Below are 1,023 nucleotides of genomic sequence, written 5' to 3' on the forward strand. Positions count from 1 at the left end.
CCCACCGCCCGCACGGCACTCGCCCCCTCCGGCCAGGTCCGGCCCCCGCCCGCACGAGCGGGGGCCGGACCTCGCCGTGTACCCGCGAAGTCCGGTCGCCTGGCGGCCGGCTACTCGACCTGGATGCCCACCACACAGGTGTCGTCGTCGGTGTCCGCCGCACTGTGCGTCAGCAGCCGGTCCAGCCGCTGCTCCAGCGACGGCGCCGACTGCCGGGCGGTGCCGACCAGCAGCTCCAGCGACTCCTGGAGCGAGGCGCCCTTCCGCTCCACCAGCCCGTCGGTGTACATCAGCAGGGTGTCGCCCGGCTCCAGCCGGACCTCGCCCTCCTCGTACTCGGTGTGCGCCACCGCGCCGAGCAGCATCCCCTGGATCACCGGCAGCGTGGTGGTCGCCTCGCCGGTCACCAGCACCGGCGGCAGATGGCCCGCCCGGGCCCAGCGCAGCACCCGGGTGTCCGGGTCGAAGAGACCGCACACCGCGGTCGCCGTCACCTGGTCCGTCAGATGGTGGGCGACGATGTTGAGCCAGGTCAGCAACTGGGCCGGACCCGCCCCGGTGACCGCGAGGCCGCGCAGCGCGTTGCGCAGCACGATCATGCTGGTCGCCGCCTGGATGCCGTGCCCGGCCACGTCGCCCACGCATACCAGCACCTGCTTGGACGGCAGCACGAACGCGTCGTACCAGTCGCCGCCCACCAGGTGCTCGGTCTCGGCCGGCCGGTAGCGCACCCCGACGCGCAGCCCCGGCGCGGCCAGCGGACCGCCGGCCGGCGGCATGATGGCGTGCTGCAACTGGAGCGCCAGCCGGTTGCGCTCAGCCGACTCCTGCTCGGTGTGCGCCAGTTGGTCCCGGGTGGCCGCCAGCGCCACCTCCGTCCAGTGCTGCGCCGAGATGTCCTGATAGGCGCCGCGCACCATCAGCAGCCGCGCGTCGGCGTCCAGCACCGGCTCGGCGATCACCCGGACGTGCCGGGTCACCCCGTCCGGCCGCTGCAACCGGAACGCCGTCGAGGCCGGCCGC

Annotated in this window: 1 protein-coding gene; it reads right to left on the reverse strand. The window is 74.5% G+C overall.

The genetic code is table 11. The annotated features are described in order from the left end of the window. Positions 1–110: 110 nt before the first annotated feature. Positions 111–1,023, reverse strand: a 913-nt coding sequence (locus C6N75_RS25000; RefSeq protein WP_146132668.1) for a PP2C family protein-serine/threonine phosphatase, incomplete at its 5' end; no start/stop codon positions are given.

Origin of the sequence: Streptomyces solincola, from assembly GCF_002982015.1 — a bacterium.
GTDB lineage: Bacteria > Actinomycetota > Actinomycetes > Streptomycetales > Streptomycetaceae > Streptomyces > Streptomyces solincola.